22 protein-coding genes are annotated in these 20,319 nt (G+C 76.5%); 9 read left to right on the top strand and 13 right to left on the bottom strand.

Going from position 1 to position 20,319, the window contains the following annotated elements; translation table 11 throughout:
• Positions 1 to 27: 27 nt before the first annotated feature.
• From ACI78U_RS15255 to ACI78U_RS15245, 3 genes are all read right to left on the bottom strand, one after another.
• The gene (locus ACI78U_RS15255; RefSeq protein WP_456876179.1) at positions 28 to 666 is read right to left on the bottom strand and encodes a hypothetical protein; all 639 of its coding nucleotides are present in this window, start codon (positions 664 to 666) and stop codon (positions 28 to 30) included.
• Positions 667 to 768: 102 nt separating this feature from the next.
• Positions 769 to 1,638 carry an RNA polymerase sigma-70 factor gene (locus ACI78U_RS15250; protein ID WP_456876178.1) on the bottom strand — a complete coding sequence of 290 codons (870 nt, stop codon included), beginning with the start codon at positions 1,636 to 1,638 and terminating at the stop codon, positions 769 to 771.
• Positions 1,635 to 2,228 (bottom strand): carboxymuconolactone decarboxylase family protein, encoded by a 594-nt coding sequence (locus tag ACI78U_RS15245; protein ID WP_456876177.1) that lies wholly within the window; start codon positions 2,226 to 2,228, stop codon positions 1,635 to 1,637. The genes ACI78U_RS15250 and ACI78U_RS15245 overlap by 4 nt, the downstream gene beginning before the upstream one ends.
• Before the next feature lie 165 nt (positions 2,229 to 2,393).
• Here ACI78U_RS15245 and ACI78U_RS15240 point away from each other — a divergent pair, with 165 nt between their 5' ends.
• Complete coding sequence (locus ACI78U_RS15240; RefSeq protein ID WP_456876176.1) at positions 2,394 to 3,299, top strand: hypothetical protein; 906 nt, start codon at positions 2,394 to 2,396, stop codon at positions 3,297 to 3,299.
• A gap of 52 nt (positions 3,300 to 3,351) precedes the next feature.
• Here ACI78U_RS15240 and ACI78U_RS15235 read toward each other — a convergent pair whose 3' ends face one another.
• Positions 3,352 to 3,795 (bottom strand): hypothetical protein, encoded by a 444-nt coding sequence (locus ACI78U_RS15235; RefSeq protein WP_456876175.1) that lies wholly within the window; start codon positions 3,793 to 3,795, stop codon positions 3,352 to 3,354.
• Between the two features lie 239 nt (positions 3,796 to 4,034).
• Here ACI78U_RS15235 and ACI78U_RS15230 point away from each other — a divergent pair, with 239 nt between their 5' ends.
• Both ACI78U_RS15230 and ACI78U_RS15225 read left to right on the top strand, forming a co-directional pair.
• Positions 4,035 to 5,129, top strand: coding sequence for an NAD(P)/FAD-dependent oxidoreductase (locus ACI78U_RS15230; protein ID WP_456876174.1), 1,095 nt, complete (start codon positions 4,035 to 4,037; stop codon positions 5,127 to 5,129).
• A gap of 170 nt (positions 5,130 to 5,299) precedes the next feature.
• Positions 5,300 to 7,093, top strand: coding sequence for an alkaline phosphatase (locus ACI78U_RS15225; RefSeq protein WP_456876173.1), 1,794 nt, complete (start codon positions 5,300 to 5,302; stop codon positions 7,091 to 7,093).
• A 70-nt stretch (positions 7,094 to 7,163) separates the two neighbouring features.
• Here the strand turns inward: ACI78U_RS15225 and ACI78U_RS15220 are convergent, their stop codons facing one another.
• Both ACI78U_RS15220 and ACI78U_RS15215 read right to left on the bottom strand, forming a co-directional pair.
• Positions 7,164 to 7,553, bottom strand: coding sequence for a VOC family protein (locus tag ACI78U_RS15220; RefSeq protein ID WP_456876206.1), 390 nt, complete (start codon positions 7,551 to 7,553; stop codon positions 7,164 to 7,166).
• A gap of 79 nt (positions 7,554 to 7,632) precedes the next feature.
• On the bottom strand, positions 7,633 to 8,247 hold the full coding sequence (locus ACI78U_RS15215; RefSeq protein ID WP_456876172.1) for a TetR/AcrR family transcriptional regulator: 615 nt from the start codon (positions 8,245 to 8,247) through the stop codon (positions 7,633 to 7,635).
• A gap of 23 nt (positions 8,248 to 8,270) precedes the next feature.
• Between ACI78U_RS15215 and ACI78U_RS15210 the strand changes: the two genes are divergently transcribed.
• The 3 genes from ACI78U_RS15210 to ACI78U_RS15200 all read left to right on the top strand — a co-directional run bounded on the left by ACI78U_RS15210 (position 8,271) and on the right by ACI78U_RS15200 (position 13,567).
• Entirely contained in the window at positions 8,271 to 9,683 is a 1,413-nt protein-coding gene (locus tag ACI78U_RS15210) for an NAD(P)-binding protein (RefSeq protein ID WP_456876171.1), read from the top strand.
• A 96-nt stretch (positions 9,684 to 9,779) separates the two neighbouring features.
• A complete protein-coding gene (locus ACI78U_RS15205; protein WP_456876170.1) occupies positions 9,780 to 12,644 on the top strand; it encodes a BTAD domain-containing putative transcriptional regulator in 2,865 nt (954 codons plus the stop codon).
• Between the two features lie 89 nt (positions 12,645 to 12,733).
• The gene (locus ACI78U_RS15200; RefSeq protein WP_456876169.1) at positions 12,734 to 13,567 is read left to right on the top strand and encodes a class I SAM-dependent methyltransferase; all 834 of its coding nucleotides are present in this window, start codon (positions 12,734 to 12,736) and stop codon (positions 13,565 to 13,567) included.
• Positions 13,568 to 13,600: 33 nt separating this feature from the next.
• Here ACI78U_RS15200 and ACI78U_RS15195 read toward each other — a convergent pair whose 3' ends face one another.
• From ACI78U_RS15195 to ACI78U_RS15180, 4 genes are all read right to left on the bottom strand, one after another.
• Positions 13,601 to 14,101 (bottom strand): inorganic diphosphatase, encoded by a 501-nt coding sequence (locus ACI78U_RS15195; protein WP_456876168.1) that lies wholly within the window; start codon positions 14,099 to 14,101, stop codon positions 13,601 to 13,603.
• A gap of 80 nt (positions 14,102 to 14,181) precedes the next feature.
• Complete coding sequence (locus ACI78U_RS15190; RefSeq protein ID WP_456876167.1) at positions 14,182 to 14,625, bottom strand: YdeI/OmpD-associated family protein; 444 nt, start codon at positions 14,623 to 14,625, stop codon at positions 14,182 to 14,184.
• A 54-nt stretch (positions 14,626 to 14,679) separates the two neighbouring features.
• Positions 14,680 to 15,771: a winged helix DNA-binding domain-containing protein gene (locus ACI78U_RS15185; protein ID WP_456876166.1), complete on the bottom strand. Its 1,092-nt coding sequence runs from the start codon at positions 15,769 to 15,771 to the stop codon at positions 14,680 to 14,682.
• Positions 15,772 to 15,826: 55 nt separating this feature from the next.
• Entirely contained in the window at positions 15,827 to 16,141 is a 315-nt protein-coding gene (locus ACI78U_RS15180) for a hypothetical protein (protein ID WP_456876165.1), read from the bottom strand.
• A gap of 145 nt (positions 16,142 to 16,286) precedes the next feature.
• Here ACI78U_RS15180 and ACI78U_RS15175 point away from each other — a divergent pair, with 145 nt between their 5' ends.
• Complete coding sequence (locus tag ACI78U_RS15175; RefSeq protein WP_456876164.1) at positions 16,287 to 17,126, top strand: SRPBCC family protein; 840 nt, start codon at positions 16,287 to 16,289, stop codon at positions 17,124 to 17,126.
• Positions 17,127 to 17,177: 51 nt separating this feature from the next.
• Here ACI78U_RS15175 and ACI78U_RS15170 read toward each other — a convergent pair whose 3' ends face one another.
• The 3 genes from ACI78U_RS15170 to ACI78U_RS15160 form a co-directional block, all read right to left on the bottom strand.
• A complete protein-coding gene (locus tag ACI78U_RS15170) occupies positions 17,178 to 18,638 on the bottom strand; it encodes a PRC-barrel domain-containing protein (protein ID WP_456876163.1) in 1,461 nt (486 codons plus the stop codon).
• Between the two features lie 106 nt (positions 18,639 to 18,744).
• Positions 18,745 to 19,131, bottom strand: coding sequence for a DUF1761 domain-containing protein (locus tag ACI78U_RS15165; protein WP_456876162.1), 387 nt, complete (start codon positions 19,129 to 19,131; stop codon positions 18,745 to 18,747).
• A 142-nt stretch (positions 19,132 to 19,273) separates the two neighbouring features.
• A complete protein-coding gene (locus tag ACI78U_RS15160) occupies positions 19,274 to 19,519 on the bottom strand; it encodes a glutaredoxin family protein (RefSeq protein WP_456876161.1) in 246 nt (81 codons plus the stop codon).
• On the opposite strand from ACI78U_RS15160, the gene ACI78U_RS15155 reads away from it, so the two are divergent.
• Both ACI78U_RS15155 and ACI78U_RS15150 read left to right on the top strand, forming a co-directional pair.
• Complete coding sequence (locus ACI78U_RS15155; RefSeq protein WP_456876160.1) at positions 19,518 to 19,961, top strand: hypothetical protein; 444 nt, start codon at positions 19,518 to 19,520, stop codon at positions 19,959 to 19,961. The two genes, ACI78U_RS15160 and ACI78U_RS15155, sit on opposite strands and share 2 nt — an antisense overlap.
• 43 nt (positions 19,962 to 20,004) lie before the next feature.
• Positions 20,005 to 20,184 carry a hypothetical protein gene (locus ACI78U_RS15150; protein ID WP_456876159.1) on the top strand — a complete coding sequence of 60 codons (180 nt, stop codon included), beginning with the start codon at positions 20,005 to 20,007 and terminating at the stop codon, positions 20,182 to 20,184.
• Positions 20,185 to 20,319 lie beyond the last annotated feature (135 nt).

Raw genomic sequence — 20,319 nt, 5'->3', positions numbered from 1 at the left:
ACTTCGACGGCTGACCGAGCGTCTCGATCAGGAGGCGGAGTCCTGCTCCCTGTCGGGGAGCCCCGCGTCCAGCGTGTCGTTCCAGTAGGACAACTCGTACGTCCGCACGACCGCCCACCGGCGGAAGACCGCGGACTGGTACAGGCACCCTGCCGCGACCAGTGCCAGGACGAGGGCGGTCAGCCCGGCGAACAGCCGCAGTTCGCCGGTGGCGATCTCCACGCACGCCGTCACGGCGCCCAGCACGAGGGCGGGCACCGAGCGGCTGAGCATCTGGCCGGTGGCCCTCAACCGGGAGACCTCTGCCGCGGCCTCGCTGTCGTCCGCCTCGAGCGCGGCGAGGAGGGTGAAGGGGTCCAGGTGCAGGAACCTCCGCGAGGCCGCCACCGGATTGCGCCGGAGGAACTCCTCCTTGGCTCCCTCGGGCAGGCCGATCGAGCCGAAGGGGTTGACCCGGTCGCTCCAGCTCCCGAGGGGCGAGGACGCCACCCCGACCAGGAAGGCCAGCACGGCCACGCCGACGAGCAGCAGCACCGACGGGACGCCGAGCAGGCCCGGGACGTCGATCCAGCCGGCGCGGTGGGCCACGTACGCGAACGTCGTCAGGTAGAGCGAGCCGGGTATCGCGTACGCGAGCAGGTCGAAGACCCCGAGGATGAACGCCATGTCCCTCCCCGATCCGGACGGGTGCGTCCCGGGCGCACGGGATGTCCGTGCGAGCGTCGCACGGACCGGGACCCGATCGTGGAAGGGGACGGCCGAGGGGCCTCACCGGCGCAGGTCGGCGACCTCGTCCAGCCGGCCGAGCTTGTGCGGGTTGCGCATCGCGTACATCCGCGTGATCCGGCCGTCGTCGACGACGAAGGTGATCGCCGTGTCGAACTCGCCGCCCGGGTCGATCCGGGCGGCGACCGCCCCGTTGACCAGCGGGGTGGTGATCTCCACGGGAGGCACCAGCCGCGCGAAGTGGGACAGCGCCGCGGCCACCCGCTGCCGGCCCGCGATCGGGCGCCGGGCCGCGGGCGCGAGGCCGCCGCTGTCGGCGACGGCCACGACGTCGGGTGCGAGCACGTCCAGCAGTCCCTGGACATCGCCCCCGGTCAGTGCCGCGAGGAACCGGTCCACGACCTGCTGCTGCTCGGCGCGGCTGACCTCCATCCGCGGGCGGCGCGCGGCCACGTGCTCGCGCGCGCGGTGGGCGATCTGCCGCACCGCGGCGGCCGACCTGCCCACCGCCACGGCGATCTCGTCGTAGGGCACGGCGAACACCTCGTGCAGCACCAGGACCGCGCGCTCGACCGGCCCGAGCGTCTCGAGCACGGTGAGCATCGCGATCGACACGCTCTCCGCCAGCTCGACGTCCTCGGCGACGTCCGGGGCGGTCAGCAGCGGCTCGGGCAGCCACTCGCCGACGTAGTCCTCCCGCCGGCGGGCCACGGTGCGCAGCCGGTTGAGCGCCTGGCGGGTGACGATCCGCACCAGGTACGCCCGCGGGTCGCGCACCGCGGCCCGGTCGGCCTCCGCCCACCGCAGCCACGTCTCCTGGACGACGTCGTCGGCGTCGGCGGCCGACCCGAGCATCTCGTAGGCGACGGTGAACAGCAGGCCGCGGTGGGCGACGAACGGGTCCTGGGTCACGCCGGCGCCACGCCGTCCGCCGCCGGAGCGGCCAGGGGCGGCAGGCCGCAGGACGCCGAGAACTCCTGTGACCGGATGCCGAGTGCCACGTTGCCGCGCGCGCTGGAGTTCATGAAGCCGATCCTGGCGGTCAGCTCCACCAGCGCGGCGGGCCCCAGCTCGTCCAGCAGGGCGGCCGACATCTCGTCGGTCACGGCCGGTGGGGTCTGGCTCATGGCCTCCGCGTACTCCATCACCCGCCGCTCGAGCGGGGTGAAGACGGTGGACTCGCGCCAGCGCGGCACCTCCCGCGCCTTGGCCTCGTCGAGGCCGCGGTCGTGGGTCAGGAAGTAGTGCAGGTCGAGGCAGAAGCCGCAACCGACGACGCCGGCGGTGGCCATCGCCGCGAACGTCGCCAGGTGCGGGTCCAGCCGGTCCCACGAGTCGACCCTGCGCCCGAAGGACATCGAGTCCTTGAGCACGGCCGGGTGGTGCCACATCACCGCGGCGCCCTCCGGCACCTGGCCGAACAGCCTGCGGCTGAACCTCTTGAGCAGGCTCCCGTACAGGCCGGTGATCTCGGTCGGGGGGACCCGCGTGGTGCTGACCATGTCTCCTCCAGTCGTCAGTGGCTACGACATGGAGACACCGGCCGCGCTCCGGGTGTGACAGCCGGGTTGCGCGACGCTCCAGCCGGATTGCAGCGGGCCTGCAACGGTCCGGGCGCACCGTCGTCGCATGAGACGGACCTCCGCACGACGACGCGGACCGGACAGATGACCGACACGGTGCGACCGATCGACGCCGAGCGCGTGCTGCCCGGGCCGGACGGTCGCCCCACGCCGGGGGAGGGCTCCCTCGGGGCCGGTCCCCGGCTCCTGCTGGCCGCCTTCGCCCTCCTCACCGCGCTGGCGACCCACCAGCTGCTGGTCCACGGCGACGAGACCGAGCAGCACTGGGCGTGGACCATCCAGCAGCAGCCGACCGTCGCCTTCCTGGGCGGCGCCTACGCCGCCGGCTTCGTCCTGTCGGTGCTGTCCCTGCGCCAGCGCTCGTGGGAGCAGGTCCGCGTCGCGGTGGCGACGGTCACCGCGTTCACGGTCCTGACCCTCGCGGCGACGTACTGGCACGCGCACAAGCTGCACCTCACCGCCGCGGACCCCGTGGCGGAGGCGGCGGCCTGGGTCTGGGTGGCGGTGTACCTGACGGTGCCGGTGTGCGGCCTCGCCGTCCTGGTCCGGCAGCGGGGGCGCCGAGGACCCGGCCCCGTCCGCAGCCCGATGCCGGCCTGGCTGCGCGGGGTGCTCGCCGCGCAGAGCCTGGTGCTCGGCACCGTCGGCGCGGTGCTCTTCGGTGTGGGCACGACCGTCCACCACGGGACCGAGCCGATGGCGGAGTTCTGGCCCTGGCCCGTGACCCCGCTCAGTGCCCAGGTGCTGGGTGCCTGGCTGATCGCGCTGGGACTCGGCGCCGGACTGGTGATCCGGGAAGGGGACCTCCACCGGCTGCGGGTCCCGGCCATCGCGTACGCGGCCTTCGGCGCCTTCCAGTGGGCGGTCCTGCTCCGGTACCAGGACGAGATGCGGGGCGACCCGGTGCAGTGGGCCTACGCGGCGATGCTCACCGTGGTCGTCGGGACCGGCGCGTACGGCTGGTGGGCCGTCCGGCGCCCGCCGGCGTGACGGTGCGCCGGTGCGGGCGGGGCATCGCCCACCCGCACCGGCGGAACGGCGGTCAGGGGCGGCCGGGGGAGCCGTCCGACTTGGCCGGCGGGACCAGCGGGTCCGGCAGCGTGGGGTCGGTCAGCCCGGGGTCACCCGCGCCGCCCACCGGCGGGGAGGGCGGTACCACGACGTCGGCCTCCAGGGGGACGACCGGATCGACGGTGGTCCCGGTGCCGACCGTCCCGACGTCGGTGCCCCGGCTCCCGGCGCCCTGGCTCCCGGAGCCCTGGCCGCCGGAGCCCTGGCCGCCGGAGGCCTGTCCGGTCAGCTTGTCGATGCTGCTCTGCAGCTGCGGCGGAGCGGCGTCCCTGGCCTTCTCCAGCGTCTGCTGGACCTCCGGCCGGCCCATGAACCGGGTCGCGGCCTGTGCGATCTGCTCGTAGCGCTCCCGCCCGGCGCGCGTGCCGAGCACGTACCCGACACCGAGGCCGAGTGCCATTGACAGCTTGCCCATCGCGAGTCTCCAGTCGTCTCGAGTCGGCTCCCGCGGCTGTCGTCGTCGTGTCGACGTGGACGCCCGCGGTCGCCCCGGCCTGCGGACCGTCGTCCTCGGGGTCGCCGAGTCGGAACGGCCTGCCCGTAGAGGTATCGCGACAGGACTGTCCGCAAACGGCCCGGAGCGGGTACTTCGCGGACGGAGGGGCGACGTGGTGAATCCTCGCGCGGGGTACCCGACGCGGAGGAGGTCCGCGGATGCCCGACGTGGTCGTGGTGGGTGCCGGGATCGTCGGCGCCTCGGTGGCCTTCTCCGCCGCCCGCCTGGGAGCCGCGGTGACCGTCGTGGACGAGGCGCTGCCCGGGTCCGGCGCGACGGCGGAGTCGTTCGCGTGGATCGGTGCGTCCGGGATCGGAGCGGGACCGGCAGCGGCCCTGCGGCGGGCCGCCACGCGGGAGTACCGCCGGCTCGAGGCCGAGGTCCCCGGTGTCCGCGTCCGGTGGACCGGTTCGCTGTCGTGGTCGGGGACCACGGCCGCGGACGCCGCGCTCCCCGATCCCGCAGAGCAGAGGCTGGTGACCGCCGCCGAGGTGGCCGGGATCGAGCCCGGTCTGCGCCGGCCACCCGCCCGGGCGGTGCACGTCCCCGGTGACGGCGCCGTGGACCCCGTCGCCGTCACCGAGGCGCTCCTGCAGGCGGCCCGGGGACGCGGGGCCGAGGTCCGCGTGGGCACGGCGGTCACCGCGGTGCGCAGGGCGTCCGGACGGGTGGTCGGCGTCGACACCTCGGCCGGCGTCCTGCCGGCCGGCACGGTCGTCCTGGCCACCTGGGCGGACGTCCCGGTGCTGTGCGCGCCGCTGGGGGTCGACGTGCCGGTGACCCCCTCCCCGGCCCTGCTGGTGCGGTTCACCGCGCCGCGGGCCGTGGTCCGGACCCTGGTGGCCGCCCCGGAGGTGGAGGTCCGTCACGGCGCCGACGGGACGCTCCTCGCCGCCGTCGGGTACGACGGCGAGGTCACGCACGCGGACCTGGCGCGGGTCGGACGGCGCACGCTGGGCCGCGTCACCTCGGCGTTCTCCGGTGCCGACGGCGTGCGTGTGCTGAGCGTGCGGATCGGGTGGCGCCCGATGCCGGCCGACGGGGAACCGGTCGTCGGTCCCCTCCCCGGCGTCGGGGGGCTGTACCTGGCGGTGATGCACTCCGGGGTGACGCTCGCTCCCGTCGTCGGCCGACTGGCAGCTGCGGAGATCGTGACCGCCGTCGACGAGGCCGACCTGCGGGGTTGCCGTCCCGCCCGGTTCGCCCGGGCCCCGACGCGGCCGGGCGGCGGAGGACCGGGACGGGCGGGCTGACGCACGGTCAGGCACCGGTGGTGCTCCGTGACGACGCGGCAGGCGCACCCCGTGTTCACCCGGACGCCGTCTGGATGGCCTCTCCCGACACCTGCCGTGCCGCTCGCTGACGGAGGGTCCCGCGGGACCGGTGGCAGCCGCCGCCGGCCGAGCAACGGAGGACCTCTCGCATGCGCAGAAGGCACTGGGCGGCGGCTCTCGCCCTGCCCGTCGTCGGTGCGGCCGTCGTCGCACCGTCCGGGGCGAACGCCACGGACGGCCGCGGGCCGTCGGACGGGACCGGCAACATGATCTTCATCCACCCGGACGGCGCCGACGCCGCCCTGTGGGAACTGGCCCGCGCCTACTGGTACGGCCCGGACGCCACGAGCAACTGGGACCGGCTGCCCGCGGCGGTGCCCTACCGCGGGCACGCGTCGGACATCCTCACCACCTCCTCGAACGGCGGCGCCACCACGCACGCCTTCGGGTTCAAGGTGGACGCGCCGGACTCCTTCGGCACCGACTCCAGTGCCGAGGACGTGCTCGGCGGGGACGCCGAGGAGCCGCGGACGGTCAACGCCCTGTCCGGGTACGCCGGGAGCTGGCTGCGCGAGGCCGGCAACGCCGGGCACCCGATCGGCGTGGTCAACGACGGCGACGTCGCCGAGCCCGGCACGGCCGCCTTCCTCACCGAGGTGACCGAGCGGACCGACGCCTCCGCGCTGGAGATCGCCCGCCAGCTCGTCCAGGGCCGGCCCGGCTTCGACGACGCCGACCAGGACCCCGTGGTGGTCATGGGCGGCGGCGAGGACCTGTTCTTCCCCGAGGGCACGCCGGTCTGCTCGCAGGAGGAGATCGACGCGGCCCTGGCCGGCGACGGCGACCCGGTCGCCACGATCCCGACGACCTGCGTGGTACACCGCGCTCCCGGCGACACCCTCGACGACGACGGCCCCTCGGCCACCGGCGGGCTGCGTACCGACGGCCTCAACCTGGCCCAGGCCGCCGTCGACGAGGGCTACACGGTGGTCCGCACCCGCGCGGAGTTCGAGGCGCTGGCCGAGGCCGTCGAATCCGGGGACGCCGACCCGGCCGACCTCGAGGTCCTCGCGCTCTTCGCCAGCCAGGATGTCTTCAACGCCGTCTCCGAGGAGGAGCTGGTCGACGCCGGGCTGGTCGACCCCAGCGTCCCGGAGGACGCCAAGGAGACCAACCTGGTCCTCTACGGCTCCGAGCCGGGCACGCCGGGGTACCGGCCGCCGACGGCGCCGGAGATGGCGGCGCTGGCCACCACCGTCCTCGAGGCGCACAGCGAGGAGACCGGCCGGTCCTTCGCCACGGTGTGGGAGGTCGAGGGCACCGACAACATGGCCAACGCCGACAACGCGATCGGCACCCTGGTCGAGGCCCGCTGGGCCGACGAGGTGATCGGCGTCGCCCAGGAGTTCCTCGACCGGGAGCCGGCGACCACGGTCCTCACCGCGGCCGACGGCACGGCGGGCGGCATCCAGGCCTCCGCGTACAACGTCGACGAGGACGTCTCGGACGCCGTCGGGTCGGTCGACGTCAACCCCGGCAGCGAGTCGGTGGGCGTCGAGGAGCCCGAGGCCCCGCAGAACGAGCTGGACGGGCGCTACGGCCGGGGGACCGCGCCGTTCGTCACCGAGCCCGACCAGTTCGGCCAGGAGCTCGCCTTCGGCGTCGCCTGGGCCAGCACGGCCGACCTGACCGGCGGGGTGGTCACCCGGGCCGACGGGCTGGCCGCCGACGTCGTCGACGAGCGGCTCGCCGACCGGTTCGACAACGTCGACGTCTACCGGATCGCCTACCTGACCCTGTTCGGGAAGGCGCTGGCGTACCCCGACGGCCAGGTGGCCCCGACCCGTCCGGCGCCGCAGGGCACCTCGCCGGGCCGGCCCGACGAGGACGTGGTCATCGACGAGATCCCCGTCGACGAGGGCGAGCGCTCCGGCACGCCGTGACCTGACCCGACCGGCCGTGTGGCCGGGGCCCCGCCCGGGGCCCCGCCCGGGGTCCCGGCCACACGCGCCGTCAGAAGGCCTCGCCGGTCCGCCAGGCCATCTCCTGCAGGGTCAGGGTGTTGCCGTCGGGGTCGGTGATCCACGCGTACCTGACCCCACCCCCGACGTCGACCACCTCGCCGACGTCCGTGCCGCGGGCCACGAGGTCGGCCCGGGCGCGCTCGATGTCGGCGACCACCAGGTGCAGGCCCCGGACCGAGCCCGGCGCGACGTCGTCGTAGGCCGGCAGCCCCGTGCCCATGCCGATCGAGCAGGCCGAGCCCGGCGGCGTCAGCTGCACCACCCGCACGCCCTCGGCGGGCGTGACGTCGACGTCCTCGACGAAGCCGAGCCGCTCGACGTAGAAGGCCTTCGCCCGGTCGACGTCGGCGACCGGGACCGGCACCAGCTCCAGCTTCATCTCCACCGCGCCCACCTCCCTCACCGGCGGCGCCGTGCCGCCGGCAGGGGAGACCGCGCGGCGGCCCCGGGCTCATCGCTCAGGGCCGGTGGGCGTCCACCACCGTCCGCACCAGGGCGTCGCCGAGGTCGTCGGGGTCGCCCTCCAGGAGCCCGGCGTGCCGGAGCGCGGCGACGCCGTGGGTCGCCGTCCAGCACGCCTGGGCCAGGGCGAGCGCGCCGGGAGCGCGCAGGGTCCCGGCGTCGAGGCACTCCTGCGCCACGGCGAGGACCTGGCCGAACGACCGCTCCCGGCTGAGGGTCCGGGTCGCCCGGCTCGGGACGAACCCGGGGATCACCGGGCCGAACATCACCGAGAAGAAGGCCGGCTCGGCGGCGGCGAACCGGCGGTAGGCGCCCGCCAGCGTGAGCAGCCGCGCCGGGTCGCCGGCCGGTGCCGCGTCGGCCGCCAGGGCCGCGCGGACGGCGTCGCCGAGCCGGCGGAAGCCCTCGGCGTAGAGGGCGTCGGCGAGGCCGGGCTTGCCGCCGAACAGCGTGTAGACCAGCTGCGTCGAGCCGCCCGCGGCGGTGGCGAGGCGGCGCAGCGACAGCCCGTGCGGCCCCTCCTCGGCGAGCAGCCGTGCGGCGATCTCCACCACGCGGGTGCGCCGGTCGGCGTCCGGTGGCTCCGGCCACGGACCGGATGACAGTGTCATGACACTGTTATACCGTGTCCGCCATGCAGCCCTCGGTCATCGACACCGACTACCTCGTGATCGGCGCGGGTGCCACGGGCCTGGCCTTCGCCGACACGCTGGTCGAGGAGTCCGACGCGCACGTCACGATCGTCGACCGGCACGGCAAGCCCGGCGGCCACTGGAACGACGCCTACCCCTTCGTCACGCTGCACCAGCCCTCGGCCTTCTACGGCGTCGGCTCGATGGAGCTCGGCAGCGGGCGCAAGGACACCACCGGCCTGAACGCCGGGCTCTACGAGCTGGCCTCGGGACCGGAGATCAGCGGCTACTACGACCGGGTGGTCAACGCCCGGCTCGTGCCCAGCGGCCGGGTGGCCTACCACCCGATGTGCGAGTACGAGGGAGAGGGCCGGTTCCGCTCGCTGCTGTCCGGCGCCGTCACGCGGGTGCGGGTGCGCCGCAGGGTCGTCGACGCCACCTACAACGGCCCGGCGGTGCCCTCCACCCACACGCCGTCCTTCGGGGTGGCACCCGGCGTGCGGCTGGTGCCGCCCAACGCGCTGCCGGGCCTGTGGACCGACCAGGCCCCGCCCCCCGGCCGCTTCACCGTGCTGGGTGCCGGCAAGACGGCGATGGACACCTGCGTGTGGTTGGTCCAGGCCGGGGCCGACCCCGACTCGATCACCTGGGTCGTGCCGCGCGACTCCTGGCTGGTCAACCGGGTGACCACCCAGCCCGCGCCGGAGTTCTTCGACGAGGTGATCGGCGGGCAGGCCGACCAGATGGCGGCCTTTGCCACGGCCACCTCCACCGAGGACCTGTTCCTGCGGCTGGAGGCCTGCGGCGCGCTGACCCGCGTCGACCGCGAGCGCACGCCGGGCATGTTCCACCTGGCCACGGTGGCGCCCGGTGAGGTGGAGGTGCTGCGCCGGATCCGCGACGTGGTCCGCCTCGGACGGGTGCGTGCCCTGGAGGCCGGCCGGATGGTCCTCGACGACGGCGAGGTCGCCGTCGCGCCCGGCACCCTGTTCGTCGACTGCACCGCCTCGGCCGTCCGGCGCCGCCCGGTGCAGCCGGTCTTCCAGGGCGACCGCATCGTCGTGCAGATGCTGCGGCTGCCCCAGCCGGCCTTCAGCGCGGCACTGACCGCCTGGGTCGAGGCGCACCACGAGGACGAGGAGCACAAGAACCGGCTCTGCGGGCCGGTGGCCTTCCCGCACACCCTCGACGACTACGCGGGCGCGGTGCTGACGACGATGTGGAACCAGTTCCACTGGTCGCAGGACCGCGAGCTGCGCCGGTGGATCCGCGGCACCCGGCTCGACGGGTTCGGCAAGATCGTCGCCGCCGTCGACCGGGACGACGAGCACCGGCAGGCCGTCCTCGCCCGCTACCGGGAGCAGGCCGTCGCCGCGATGGGCAACCTCCCGACGCTGGCCGCCGCGGCGGGCTGACCGCGGCGCCGCCCGGCGGATCGCCCTGGCCCCGCGCCGCGGGCCGCCGCTAGGGTCGGCCGCGCCCGTGGCGACCCGCTGGCAGGCGAGGCGGCGATGACAGCACCAGCGCACGTCCGCTTCTCGGTGCTGGGGCCGCTCCGGGTCGAGGACGGTGCCGGGCCGCTCGCCGTCGGCGGGCACAAGCCGCGCACCCTGCTGGCGGTCCTGCTCGTCGCCCGCGGTGACGTGGTGCCCGCCGACCGGCTGGTCGCCGCCGTCTGGGGGGACACCCCGCCCGACGGCGCCCTGACCGCCCTGCGCGCCTACGTCTCCCGGCTGCGCGGCGTCCTCGGGACCGCCGCGCCGCTGCGGCACCAGCCGCCGGGGTACAGCCTGTCGCTCGAGGACGCGACCCTGGACGCCGCCGAGTTCGAGCAGCGGGTCCGCAGCGCCCGGACCGCCGCCGCGGCGGGGGACCACGGGCGGGCGCTGGCCGACCTCGACGCGGCCCTCGGCCTGTGGCGGGGCGACGCGCTGGCCGAGTTCGCCGACGAGGAGTTCGCCGCGCCCGAGGTCGCCCGGCTGACGGAGCTGCGCACGGCCGCCGCCGCCGACCGGGCCGACGCGCTGGTGGAGCTCGGCCGCCCGGCCGAGGCGCTGCCCGAGCTCGAGGCGCTGGTGCGTGCCCACCCGTCCTGGGAGCGGCCCGCGGTGACCCTCATGCGGGCGCGGTACGCCACCGGCCGCCAGGCCGACGCGCTCGCCGCCTTCCACGAGCTGCGGACCCGCCTCGGCGAGGAGTTGGGCGTCGAGCCCGCCGCACCGGCACGGGAGCTGTACCGGCGGATCCTCGTCCACGACCCCGCCCTCGCCGCGACGCCGTCGCCGGGCAACCTCCCGCGGCGGGCGAGCGGCTTCGTCGGCCGGGAGCGGGAGGTCGAGCGGGTGCTGGCCGCGCTGCGGGCCGGGCCGCTGGTGACCCTGACCGGCGTCGGGGGAGCGGGGAAGTCCCGGCTGGCGGTCGAGGTCGCGGCCCGGGACCGGACCCGGTTCGCCGACGGGGTGTGGCTGTGCGAGCTCGCCGCCCTCCCCGAGGGCAGCCCGGTGGGCGACGCGGTCTCCGCCGCCCTGGGCATCCGGCAGCGGTCGGGTCTGTCCATCGAGCAGACCGTCCTGGAGTACCTGCGCGGGCGCGCGCTGCTGCTGGTCGTGGACAACTGCGAGCACGTGCTGCCGCACGCGGCCGCGCTCGTCGCCGAGATCGTGCAGCACTGTCCCCGGGTGGTGGTCCTCGCCACCAGCCGGGAGCCGCTCGGCGTCGAGGGCGAGCAGGTGTGGCCGGTGCCGCCGCTGCCGCTGGAGGACGCCACCGCGCTGTTCGTGCAGCGGGCCCGGGCGGCGACGCCGGACTTCCGCCTCGACCCGGCAGCCGCCGACGCGGTGGCGGCCATCTGCGCCCGGCTCGACGGCCTGCCGCTGGGCATCGAGCTGGCCGCGGCCCGGATGCGGGTGATGAGCCCGGCAGAGGTGGCCCGCCGGCTCGACGGCGCCCCGCTGCTGGGTGGCGGGCGCGGGCCGGTGCCGCGGCACCAGAGCCTGGTGGCCGCGATCGAGTGGTCCTACCGGCTGCTCCCCGAGCCGGAACAACGGCTCTTCCGCGGCATGTCGGTGTTCGCCGGGGCGCCCGACCTGCGCGCGGTGCACCGCGTCGTCGACCCCGAGGCGACCGAGGACGACGTCCTGGACCGGCTGACCCGGCTCGTCGACCGCTCGATGGTGGAGGCCCGCAGCGGCGTGCACAGCCGCTACCGCCTGCTGGAGACCCTGCGGGCCTACGGCCGGGGGCGCACCGAGGCCGCCGGGGAGGCGCCCGGGCTGGCCCGGCGGCACGTCGTCTACCTCGTGGAGCTCGCCGAGCGGGCCGGCCGGGGACTGCAGGGTCCGGACGAGCGGGCGTGGGCGGAGGAGGCGCTCGGCGTCTACGACGACCTGCGCACCGCCTTCACCCGGGCGGCGGCCGACCGCGAGTGGGACCTGGCGCTGCGGCTGGTGACGGCCGTGCCCGAGCTGGTGCACCTGCGGGTGGGGTACGAGGCCTACGCCTGGGCCGAGCAGCTGCTGCCGGTGGTCGACCCCGGCCACCCGGGATACCCGGCCGCCGTCGGCGCTGCCGCCCGCGGCGCGTGGAATCGCGGTGACTTCCCGCACGCCGTCGGGACGGCGCGCCTGGCCGGCGACCGCAGACCCCCGCCCGGCACCGCGCGCATCGCCTACCCCGGGGACGTGCTCGCCGACGTGGCGCTCTACGAGGGCGACGTCGGCGCCGCGCTCGCGCACTACACGGCAGAGGCCGAGCGGGCCCGCGCCGACGGCGACCGCATCCGGCTGGTGTGGACGCTGTACTACGTCGCCGTCTGCCACGCGGTCGACCGCCGTCCGGAGCGCGGGCTGGCCGCCGCGCGGGAGAGCCTCGACGTCGCGGAGGCGACGGCCAACCCGACGGCGCAGTCGATGGCCCGCTACGCGCTCGGGCTGGTGCTGAAGAAGTCCGACCCCGACCGCGCCCTGGCGCTCTTCGACCAGGCGGAGGAGCTGGCCGCGGCGGTGCGGAACTTCTGGTGGCAGGGCATCGCGATGATGGAGGCGGCGGCCACGCGTGCGGTGCACGGCGACCCGGCGGTGGCCGCGCGGGCGCTGGACGCCGTCCTCGCGCACTGGGACCGGGTCGGTGACGCCACCCAGCAGTGGCTCAACCTGCGCTACGTCGCCCGGCTGCTGCACCGGGTCGACGCGACGGCGGACGCCGTCGTCCTGCACGGCCACCTCCTGGCCGCCGGCAAGCCCTCGCCGCTCGGCCCGCCCGGACCGGACGTGCCGGTCGCCGCCGACGTGCGGGCGGTCGAGGCCGCCGCCGTCGCGCACGCGCGGGCGGCGCTGGGCCGGATCGCGGCCGGCCGGGTCCCGTCCGGTCGTGCATGACTGCTGCATCCCGGGTGCAGCCGGCCTGCAACGCGGTGGGACGACGGTCGTCGCGCGGGACGACCCGCACGACCACGAGGAGCAGACCGATGACCGACACCGTCGACGCGACCACCACCGACCGCGCCCTGAAGACCCGGCACCGCGCGATGTGGGCGCTGGGCGACTACGCCGCCGTGGCCCGGGACGTCATCCCCGAACTGGGGCGCGTCCTGGTCGACGCGGCCGGGGTCGGCCGCGGCGAACGGGTGCTCGACGTCGCCGCGGGGACCGGCAACGCCGCGATCCCCGCCGCCCTGACCGGCGCCGAGGTCGTGGCCTCCGACCTCACCCCGGAGCTGTTCGCGGCCGGGCGGGAGGCGGCGGCCCGCCAGGGGGTGGAGCTGGCGTGGGAGGAGGGCGACGCCGAGGCGCTGCCCTACGCCGACGCGAGCTTCGACGTCGTCCTGTCCTGCGTCGGGGTGATGTTCGCGCCGCACCACCAGCAGGCCGCCGACGAGCTGGTGCGCGTCTGCCGTCCCGGCGGCCGGATCGGCCTGGTCAGCTGGACGCCGGAGGGCTTCGTCGGCGAGATGTTCCGCACGATGCGGCCCTACGCGCCCCCGCCGCCCCCCGGCGCCCAGCCGCCGCCGCTGTGGGGCGACGAGGAGCACGTGCGGGAGCTGCTGGGCGACCGGGTCACCGACGTCGTCGCGCGCCGGAAGACCGTGACGGTCGCCGGCTGGGAGACGCCGGAGGCCTGGCGGGACTGGTGGAAGTCGGTCTACGGGCCGACGATCGCGACCTACCGCAACGTCGCGGGTGACCCCGAGCGGACCGCGGCCCTCGACCGCGACCTCGCCGCGCTGGCCGAGCGGTACGACCGCGGGACCGGGACGGCGATGGAGTGGGAGTACCTGCTGCTGACCGCGCGGCGCGCCTGATCCGCCGGGCCGGGTGACGTCGGCCGGCCGGCGTCACCCAGCGGCGGCGCCGGCCTGCTCGGCGAACCGGCGCTGGGCGTCCTCCAGCGCCGCGATGGCCTGGGCCCGACGCTCCCACCCGCGGGTCGTGGCCGACTTCTCCGGCGCCAGCGCCTCGTAGATCTCGAAGAAGTGCCAGATCTCGGCGATCTGGTGGATGGGGACGTCCTCGAGCTCCTGCAGGTGCGTCATCCGCGGGTCGTGCGCCGGCACGCACAGCAGCTTGGCGTCGGGGCCGCGCTCGTCGTTGACCCAGAAGACGGCGATGACCCGGGCGCGCACCAGGCAGCCGGGGAAGGTCGGCTCGCCGAGGAGCAGCAGCGCGTCGATCGGGTCGCCGTCCTCGGCCAGGGTGTCCGGGACGAACCCGTAGTCGCCGGGGTAGCCGGTGGCGGTGAACAGCGTGCGGCGCAGCCGGATCCGGCCGAGCCGCTGGTCGTACTCGTACCTGTTCCGCGAGCCCTTGGGGACCTCGATGACCACGTCGGTTTCCACGGCACCTCATCTCGCGGTGGGACGACCGGGAGCGACCCTCGCCGAGCGCCCGGCCCACGTCAAACCGGGCGCCGGCCGGGTCAGCCGGAGACGGCGGTCACGACGGCGGTGACCCGGCGGGCCCGGGTCTCGGGCTTTTTCGCCTCGACCACCGACCGCACGTGCTCCTTCCGGTGGCTGGGCGCCAGCCGGTCGAAGGCGTCCCGCACGCCCGCCGCCGCGAGCGCCCCGGCCAGGTCGGGCGGCACCTCCACGGTGCGCTCGGCGGTGTCGACGGCGATCAGCACGTCGACGGTGTCACCGGCCTCGACGCCGAGGGCGGTCCGCCGCTCCCTGCTCAGCCCGACGAGGTTCTCACCGCCCATCCGCGCGAGCCGGCCCTCGACGGTCACCGGGCCGATCGTGAGCCGGACGGGGAACGCGCGGCCGGCGCCGAGGCCGGCCACCTGCTCGTCGGTGAGGACGATCGCCGCGGCCGGCCCGCGGGGCTCGAGCGTCGTCGTCAGTCGCAGTTCGCTGGGCACGCGCCCAGCCTGGCGTCCCCGGCGCGGCGGGGGAAGCCACCGCGCGGGTGGTGCTCAGCCCGGCGAGGTGACCGTGACCGCGCCGGGGACCCCGTCGCCGAGGAAGGCGGCCAGCGCGCTGCCCTCCGCCTCGACCTCGGTCCGTTCGGCGGCGGTGAGCGGGCGCAGCGGCGCGACCGCCACCGCGACGCCGCCGTCGTCGCGGGCGGCACTCGTCCAGGTGGCCGCCACGAAGCCGTCGACCAACACCACCCGTGCCCCGGCGACGCTGAGACCGCGGTGCTCGTCGGCGATCACGCGCGAGCGGTCGTCGTAGCCGAGGACGGCGTTGTCGAACGCCGGGAGGAAGCGCACCGGCGCGGGGAGGTCGCCGTCGGGCAGCGGCGCGTCGAGGACGTCGAGCAGCTCCCGCCCCCGCTCGTCGCGGAACGACCGCAGCTGCGGCCGCAGCCGGGCCACCACCGCCGGCAGCCCGCTGAGCCCGCACCAGGCGCGCAGGTCGGCGCTCGACGCCGGCCCGTACGCCCGCAGGTACCGCAGCACCAGCGCGTCGAGGACGTCGTCGTACGGCCCGTCGGCGAGGTCGCGCCCCAGCCAGGCGCGCACGGTCGTGTTGCGGGCCGGGGCCTGCTGCCGCCACAGCCCGCGCGGCGGTGTCTGCACCAGCGGCACCAGGCTCGACAGCGCGTCGCCGAGGTCGCGGGGCAGCGGGTCGGGCCACCGCTCGGCCAGGAGCCGGCCGACCTCCGGCAGCAGCCGCGGCTCCTGCTCGAACAGCGGCTCCCCGGCGGCGGCCAGCTCGTCGAGGTCGACACCCGGCAGCCGGCGCCCGAGCACCCCGGTCATGCGCGCGACCAGCATCGACCCGTGCACCGGCCGCAGGTGCAGGCAGTCCTCGGCGGTGACCAGGTGCAGCGTGCGGCGCATGAGCTGTGTGCGGACGACCCGGCGCCCGAGCAGGAGCTCGGCGAGCGGGCCCGGCGTGAACCCGGCCAACCGCGACCACAACCCGACGTAGGGCTCCTGCGGCTCCTGCGCCTGCAGGCCGACGAGGTGGTCGACGGCGTCGAACGCGTCCCGCCCGTCGCGCCGCAGCAGCAGCTGGCGGGCGAGCGTGGCGCGGTTGAGCGCGCGCCGGTCGAGCACCTCGGCTCCCCGGCGTGCGCCCACGCCCCTGTCTACCGCGGTGGGCCGACCGTTGTCAGGCGGCCAGCGGGTGGTGGCGGCAGCGGCCGCCGTCGGTGGCCCGGGCGGCGCACGGCGCACCGGCCTTGGTGACCCCGCCGCTGTCGCCGCAGCGGGCCGGGCCGGCCGGCCGCGCGGGCTGCTCGACGACCAGCGCCGGGCGGGGGAAGGCGAGGACGACGGCGTCCGGCGCGGCGACCGGGGCGGGCTCGGCGGCGACGGGGACGGCGGGAGCCGGAGCCGGACGGCCGGCGCGGCGGTGCAGGGCCGAGGCGGCGGTGACCCCGGCGGTGAAGGCGGCGAGGGCGGTGGCGACGTGGCTGGCGCGCATGTCCCCCTCATCGGCCGGGCGGGTCCGGGCCGGGACGCGGGAGCCCCACCCGTCCCACCCGCCGCAGGCGATCACGGCAGGTGGTTGTGCACTCCGACCAGGGGTAACGCACGTCCCGTCCGTCCTGCGACTGAGGAGGCGAGCGATGACCACCAAGGTGGAGAAGTCGATCCAGGTCGACGTACCGGTGCACACGGCCTACGACCAGTGGACCCAGTTCGAGGACTTCCCCCACTTCATGGGCGGGGTGAAGGAGGTCCGCCAGCTCGACGACCGGCGCCTGCACTGGGTCGCGGAGATCGCCGGTGTCCGCCGGCAGTGGGAGGCCGCGGTCCTCGAGCAGGTGCCCGACCAGAAGGTCGCCTGGGCCGCCACGGAGGGCGCGACCAACGCCGGCGCCGTCCGGTTCGAGCCCGCCGGGGCCGGATCCACGATCGTCTACCTGGAGCTGGAGTACGAGCCCGAGGGCGTCGTCGAGCAGGTCGGCGACAAGCTCGGCATCGTCGAGCGGCAGGTGCGGTCCGACCTCGAGCGGTTCAAGAACCTGGTCGAGAGCCAGGGCTACGCCAGTGGCGCGTGGCGCGGGTCGATCAACGAGGACCTCGACGTCGGCACCCCGACCGCCGAGACCGCCTTCCAGTCCCACGGCGACAGCGGCAAGGCCGGTGTGTCGGGCAAGGTCGTCGCCGGCGCGGCGGCGGCCGTCGCCGGGGTCGCGGCCGCCGCGGCCGCCGCGGCGACGTCGTCGTCGGGCGAGCAGCGGTCCCAGCCCGCGCCCGCACCGGAGCAGCGGCCCGAGGGCGTCGTCCAGCCGGAGGAGGTCACCGTCGTCGACCAGCCGCCGCCGGACGCGGTGGTGCGCGACGACGTGCTCGTCCCGGAGTCCGACGCCGAGGGTTACACCAGCACGACGTCGACGGAGGGCGTCGAGCGCACGGTGCGCGGCGACGGCGACGACCCGATGATCGGCGGCGGCAGCCGCTGACCGACGAGCCGGCCGGGTGCCCGCGTGGAGCGGGCACCCGGCCGGTTGCGGTCAGGCCTGGCCGGTGACGCGGCCGGTGACCCGGCCGGCGGCGCGCTGGATCTGCTCGTAGTCGCCGTAGCCGGCGCCCACCACGTAGCCCGTGCCCGCGCCCAGCCCGAACGCGGTCAGCCGCACCAGTCGCTTGCCCTTCTTCTTCAGCCGGTGGCCGGCCTCGGCGACCTCCTCGGGCACCGACCCGACGGCGCGCTCGGCCCGCATCGCCGCCCGCAGCCCGGTCTGCCCGAGCTCGGCCCCGGCCTCGGCGGCCCGCGACACCGCCGTGGCGGCCAGCTCACCTCCGGCCGCGAGCGCCTGACGCGCCACGCCGGCGCCCTCGTCGGCCACCTGCCGCAGCGCCGCGCCCGTGGTCGCCACCAGGGGAGCGGCCGCGAGGGCCCCCCTGCGGGTGGCCCCGAGGACCTGCGCCGCGACGTTCGCGGCGGCCGGCCCGGCCGCCGCCGTGCCACTGCGGGTGACGTCGAGGACCTGGTGGGCGGCGGTGGTCACGGCCGGCCCCACACCGGCGGCGCTCGTCCGGGCCGCCTCCCGCGCCTGCTGGGTGGCGCTCAGCACGACCGGACCGACGCCGGCGGCGCCCGCCCGGGCCGCCTCGCGCACCTGCTGGGTCGCGCTCAGCACCGCCGGTGCCACCCCGGCCGTCGCCTGCTGCAGCCGGGCCCGCCCCGTGACCGGGACGGCGCGCGCCCGGCGGCCGGCCTTCCTCGCCTTGCGGCCGGCCTTCCTCGCCTTGCGGCCGGCCTTCCGGCCGGCCTCGGCCGTGGTGCGCCCGGTGCTCCGCCTCGCCCGCCGCGCGCTGCGCGAGAGCCGGGCGGCCGGCTGCTGCCGGCGCCGCACCGTGGCGAAGCCGATCGCACCGGCGCCCAGCAGGGCCGCCACGACCGCGGCGATCCGCCCGGCGCCGGCCCCACCGCCCGCGGTGCTGTCCGCGCGGCCGAAGTCCCGGTCGCCGGGCTGGGCGACGGGCGGCGGCGGAGTCGGCGGCAGCGCCTCCTCGTCGGCCGTGGGCAGGGCCGCGGCGGGCGTCGGGACCGTCGAGGTCGTGTCGGCCGCCGTCGTGGCGGTCGTGGTCGTGGAGGTCGTGGTCGTGGCGGTCGGCTCGGCGCCCTCCGCGGGCAGCAGCGTGTCGGAGGTCGCCGTCGTCGCCTCGATCCCGTAGTGGCGGTAGAGCGCCTCCTCCTGGTCGGTGGTCAGCTCCCGGCTCTCGCCGTAGCGCGGCGCGCCGTCGACCAGGCCGCGCTCGACGGCCACCTGCACCCGCCCGCCGTCGCCGGTGGCGCCCACGAGCGGGACGACGACGGTGGCGCCGGCGTGCTCGGCGTAGAGCCACTCGGGCCGGCCGGTGTCCTCGTCGGCGAGCAGGTGCGTCACCGTGCCGATCTCGTTGCCGTCGCGGTCCACGACCGGCCTGCCGACCCAGTCGATCACCTGTTCCCGTTCGGGCAGTGTCATGGCGCTGTCTCCCCACCTCGTGGCCGGACCCCGGTGGCCCGGCTGAACCGCGTTCGACCGCCCTACCCCGCGACCTGCGCGCCAACCGACGGAGGCCGTCGGCTGCTCAGCGGGGCCGGCGCCCGACGATCGACGACACCAGCAGCAGCTTGACCAGCCAGTCGCCGGCGTGGATCGCCGCCTGCTCCCAGGGCACCTTCTCGTGGACCACCGACCCGGTCAGCAGCACCACCGGGAAGGCGGCCCACAGACCGGCGCCCAGGGCGAGCGCCTCGCGCGGGCCGGACGCGGGCAGCCGGTCGGCGAGCAGCGACACCGCCGTGGCGACGACGCCGGTGCGGACCAGCTCGACCGGCGCGACCACCGCGGGCGACGGGCCGGGCGTGGCGTAGGCCTCGTCGAGCCGGGCGAGCCGGGAGCCGAACGCGGCGTACCAGGCGGAGCTGGCGACGAACGACGCCCCGGCCGCGGCGGCCACCCGCGCGGCCCTCACGACACGTCCCGCCGGCCGACCGCGCTCCTCGCCTGCAGTCCCGTGCCGGACCACTCGTCCACGTCAGCCTCCTCGGGTCGCCGTCGAGGGAGACCGGCCCGTGCCGCAGGACTGATCGGTGCCCCACCCCACGGACCGGTCGTCAGTAGCGCATGGCCTCGCGGACCTCGCGCAGCGACGGGTTGGTCAGGTAGCGCCCGCGGACGACGACGGTGGGGGAGACCTCCCAGCCCTGGGGGTGCCGCGCCCGGACCTCCGCGGCCGCCTGCGGGTCGTCGGCGAAGCTGACGGACCGGTGCGGCAGCCGGGTGAGCCGCATCTTCGCCCGCAGCTTCGTCGAGTAGGGACACCCCGGCTTGTGGTAGACGACGACCGGCTCGTCGGTCATGGCCCCTCCTGCCCTGCGCATCGGGCCCCCGCTGCCCGAACGGTGGCAGCCGGACGGCCCGCCGGGCAAGCCCTCACCCGTCCCCGTCCGGCGGGGTGAACTGGCTGACGGTGAACTCCGCCCCCTGCGGGTCGCGGAGCAGCGCGTCTTCGCCTGGGTGCAGCGGGTCCGCGACGACGGTGCCGGCGTCTGGGCCGTCGTCGACTCGCTCGACCCGCAGGAGACCCGGGACCTGGTGGGCCACCTGCTGGCCTACCCGTGCGCCCTGACCACGGCCCAGGACGGCGCCGTGTCCGCCCTCGACGCCCGCTTCGGCGCCGAACCGCAGATGCCGGCCGAGCGCCGCCTGGCGCTGCTGCACTCGTGGCTGCACGCGCTGCCGCTGGGCAGGTCGGGGCTGGCCGAGGTCATCCGCGGCATCGACGAGGCCGACGCGGCCTGAGCCACCACCGACGACTCCCGGCCGCTCCGGGGGTCGGAGCGGCATGGACCCCGACGCCAGGTTCACCGCGCCCCTCGAGAAGGACGGCGCCTTCACCGCGACCTGCATGCCGTCGGGGGAGGGGCCGCACTGGCCGCCGCTGCGGAAGGCGATCTGCCAGGCGATCGGCAAGGACGCGGCCGGTCAGGAGGTCCCGGTCCACCTGCAGCAGCGGTTCTCCTGAGCGCAGTAGTGGGGGGGGGGGGGGGGGGGGGGGGGGGGGGGGGGGGGGGGGGGGGGGCGGCCGCGCCCGCGGCCCCCGGCCGCGGCGGGCGGGGCGCCCGCCGCCCCACGGCCGGCCCCACTCCGCCGCGCCGGG

Source organism: Geodermatophilus sp. SYSU D00710, assembly GCF_054050195.1.
This window is presented reverse-complemented; position numbering and strand designations above follow the sequence as displayed.